Annotated in this window: 3 protein-coding genes and 1 pseudogene; 1 reads left to right on the top strand and 3 read right to left on the bottom strand. The window is 71.5% G+C overall.

Annotation, left to right across the window (positions count from 1 at the left end):
- Nucleotides 1-254: pseudogene (locus ACTUAL_RS03060) on the top strand (transcription termination factor Rho); the annotation flags it as partial.
- A 419-nt stretch (nt 255-673) separates the two neighbouring features.
- Here ACTUAL_RS03060 and ACTUAL_RS03055 read toward each other — a convergent pair.
- The 3 genes from ACTUAL_RS03055 to ACTUAL_RS03045 all read right to left on the bottom strand — a co-directional run.
- Nucleotides 674-1,687, bottom strand: a complete 1,014-nt coding sequence (locus ACTUAL_RS03055) for a hypothetical protein (protein ID WP_440899195.1) — start codon at nt 1,685-1,687, stop codon at nt 674-676.
- A gap of 469 nt (nt 1,688-2,156) precedes the next feature.
- Nucleotides 2,157-2,573 (bottom strand): hypothetical protein, encoded by a 417-nt coding sequence (locus ACTUAL_RS03050; RefSeq protein WP_440899194.1) that lies wholly within the window; start codon nt 2,571-2,573, stop codon nt 2,157-2,159.
- Between the two features lie 644 nt (nt 2,574-3,217).
- Nucleotides 3,218-3,525 (bottom strand): N-acetyltransferase family protein (locus ACTUAL_RS03045; protein WP_440899193.1); only part of this gene is annotated, 308 nt, incomplete at its 5' end.

Raw genomic sequence — 3,525 nt, 5'->3', positions numbered from 1 at the left:
TGGACCGCTCGCTGGCCGACCGCAGGGTGCACCCGGCGGTGGACATCCGGCAGAGCAGCACCCGGCGCGACGAGCTCCTGATGTCACCCGCCGAGCAGTCGGCGACGCGGGTGCTGCGCAGGGTCCTGCAGATGCGCGAGGGCGATCGCGGGATCGACGTGCTGCTGGACGGCTTGCGCAAGACCTCCACGAACGCGGAGTTCCTGCACCGGCTCACCCAGACGACGCCGGTCCGCCGCGCGATCGCGGCCTGACCGCGACACCCCTTGCCGCACAAGCGCTCCACCACGCAGCACCGTCCGCAGCGGACACCCACAGCAGTGCCGAACCGAGGTTCACCTCCCCCCTCCTCACGCGAAGGTCCTGAAGATCATGCCCAACTCCCGGCCCCCGACGAAGAGCCCCGGCCGCCCCGCAGGTCCCCGTTCCCCCAAGCACAGCCGCCCGCAGCCCCGCGCGGCCAGAACCCCCGTCAGGGCGAGCGATCTCCGCGCCGTCTGCCGGGGCTCCCGACCGGTCGCCGCGTAGCGGAGGCCCACCGTGCCATCCGGGGTGCGGCAACCGCCTCGCCGCGGCCACCGCGCCCCGCACCGCACGTCCCCGGCCGAGCCCGGAAACGCTTTTCCCCTGCCAGAGCGCGATTCCAGGCCGCGCGTCACGCGGTTGCGCCCGCTCAGCCGGGTCTGATCACCGAGTCGCGCGTCCCGGACTTGCAGCGCTCGCACAACTCCCGCCCAGGACGCAGGTACAGCAGCCGGTTGTCGCACCGTCGGCACCACTGCGGCACGTCGGCCCCTCCCCGCGCAAGCGGGGCGCTCCCCGCCGTTCCCCGACGCTGCTCGGGGATGCGGGGGAGGTAGCCCGCAGGCCTGCCGGTCAGCTGCTCGTAGTGGTGCAGGGACTCCTGCTCCACGAGGTAGACCAGGTCCTCCGCGTGCGTCAGCGGGACCAGGAGACCGGCCGGGACCGCAGCCGCCACCCGGTCCAGGGTGTAGCCGGGCAGCGCCTCCAGCCTCGGGTGGACGCCGCCGCAGTGCCCCCGTCCTGAGACCGGGCAGCGGTCGAAGGAGTCGATCGCGCACCTGGCCTCGACCACCCGCTTGAGCCCCGTCGCCACCGCGGTTCCCCTGGGCGGCAGGTGGTCCCAGGAGACCCGGTTGCAGCCGACCGACGGGACGCGGTGGAACCAGCTCGGGGACCGGTCCGCCGCGGTGAACCACAACGGCAGCCAGCCCGCGCGGCGCGATCTCGTGGCACGGCTGCGCGCCGTCGCGGTCGACACCTGCGAGGCCCGCACCTGGACGCCGGTCGGGACCCGGCCGTGGATGGCCACGTCCTGCGGACCGCTGCCCAGCAGGTCACGCCCCACCTCGCTCGGGTGCCCCGCGTCGTCGCCCGCCCGGTGCCAGTAGTCCCGCTGCCTCCGGTGCTCGTCGGTGACCGGCAGGATCTCGTGGGGACCTCCGCCGCAGCGACCGGGCTCCGCGTCGTCGTCACCTCCGACGTGGACCGCGCGGTAGCGCCCCCGGACCTGCTCGACGCGCAGTTCCCCTTGCCCCGACGCGCTTTCCAGGCACAGCAGCTCTCCCGCGCCACGCAGTCCCACGACGAGGCGGTGATCCGCCTCGGACAGCGCGGACAGGTCGAGCTCCCGGTTGCCCGGCACGTGCCAGACCAACGTCGTCACAGCGGCCACCTCCCCGGAAAACCCAGCTCACAGCACCGAGGTTAGGGAAGCGGACACCCGACACCAATCACTCGAAGGGGGACATCGGCGGTAGCTGCCGCTGGGCCGCGCGGCGCAATACGGTTTGACCAGGAGCACTGGAACCAGGCAAACCGGAAGAAGGAGACCAGCCGTGCGAACGACCCAGACCCCAGCCCGGAACTCAGCCCAGACCTCAGCCCGGATCGGCAGCCGTGCCCGCCGAGCGGTTCGGCGGGTGTGTGCCGCACTGCGCGATCTTGCGCTACAGCATGGCCCGGCCCATCTCCAGCGCCGTCGCGGAACTCACGACAGCGGCGCCCGGAGGGGACAGGCAGCGGACTACGCCCTGACACTCCAGCACTTGCAGCCTGCTGAATCCGCGCCCGGTCCCGGAGAGCACCTCGATGGACAGGTGCCGCGCGTCGATCAGGTCCGTGCGCGCGGACGCCTACCGGACCGCAGCGCGCAGTTGCTTGGCGTTGCCGGGCCAGTCGGAGTTGGTCAGCGCACGGCGGGCGTCGGGGGTGAAGGTGACGTCCCACCCACGGTCTTCACGGGAGAAGCGGCCTGCCAACGTCAGAACGTGGACATGGCGCTCACGCAGCAACGGGGCCTCCACGATGCGGTCGACCAGTGCCGTGAACGGCTCATCCAGGGTGTCGCAGCGGTCCGCCGTGCGCACGAACGGCTGCGGTCCGCCGGTGTGCACGTCCGCGCAGCGCTGCGCCACTTCCGCCGCCGCGCACGCGGGCAGGCGGGCCACCCCGGAGATCACGACGCAGGTGCTGTCCTCGCCCAGCTCCGGGGACCACAGCGCGAGCCACGAGTCGACGTCGTCATTCAAGGGCAGGCGGGCCACCAGCATGTGGTCCCGGTGGCGCAGGGCGCGCTTGGGCAGCGCCGCCAGCGCGGCCCGTGCGGGGCCCTGCTCGCCGACGGCCTGTCGGCCGGGAAAGTCGAAGCCGGGCGATCCTGGCCACTTGGAGATCAGTTCAGAATGAGCTGGTGTGGCGGCTTTGCGTGTGGCGTGGAGCGCTTCAGGAGCATGGCGTGCGCGAGGAGGTTATGACCGATGAGCTGTGGGTGTGACTTGAGCCGCTGATTCCGGCACATCCCCGGTGTTTCCGTTAACCAGGGCGGGGGGCTCGGACGACCGGGCCGCGTTGGAGGGCATCCTCTACATGGGCACCCAGCCGATCCCGCTGATCGGCGCCGCCCCGCCGATCCGGGTCGTAGCCGGCAAGCCCCGGTGGCGTCCATGCCAGCTCTACGCTGACCGAGGCTAGGAACACGACACGTACCGCCGCCTGGTTCATGCTCGCGGCATCACCCCGGTCATCACCCACCGCACAGCGTCACACATGGCTCCGGCCTTGGCAGGGTCCGATGACCAGCCGAATGCACCTTCGCCTGACTCAAGGGTGGCCGGGTGCGGGCCGCGTTCAGACCTCTCACCAGAGCGGAGAGGCATTGTGGAGAAAGGAGAGTAGATGCCGTGAGGATCGAGGGTTACCTGTCCGGTCGGCCCAGTAGTGGGCGCTGCATCAGGATGGTCCCGATCCACCGCTCGTGCTTGTAGCCAACGGCTTCCAGGCGTCCGGCCTCGGTGAAACCGAATCGCCGGTGCAGCGCCAGCGAGCCTTCCCCGTCCTCGGTGATCACCGCGATGGTCTGCCTGATCCCCGAGTTGTCCGCCAGCGCGAGCAGCGCTTCCAGCAACGCCACTCCCGGTCCTCGACCGGTGGCGGTGGGGGCGAGGTAGATGGTGTCCTCGGCGGTGTGCCGGTAGGCGGGTTTGGCGCGCCACGGGGCCAGGT

It is taken from the genome of Actinosynnema sp. (assembly GCF_052038725.1).
Note: the sequence above shows the minus strand (reverse complement) of the source record. Positions and strands in the feature narration are given on the sequence as shown.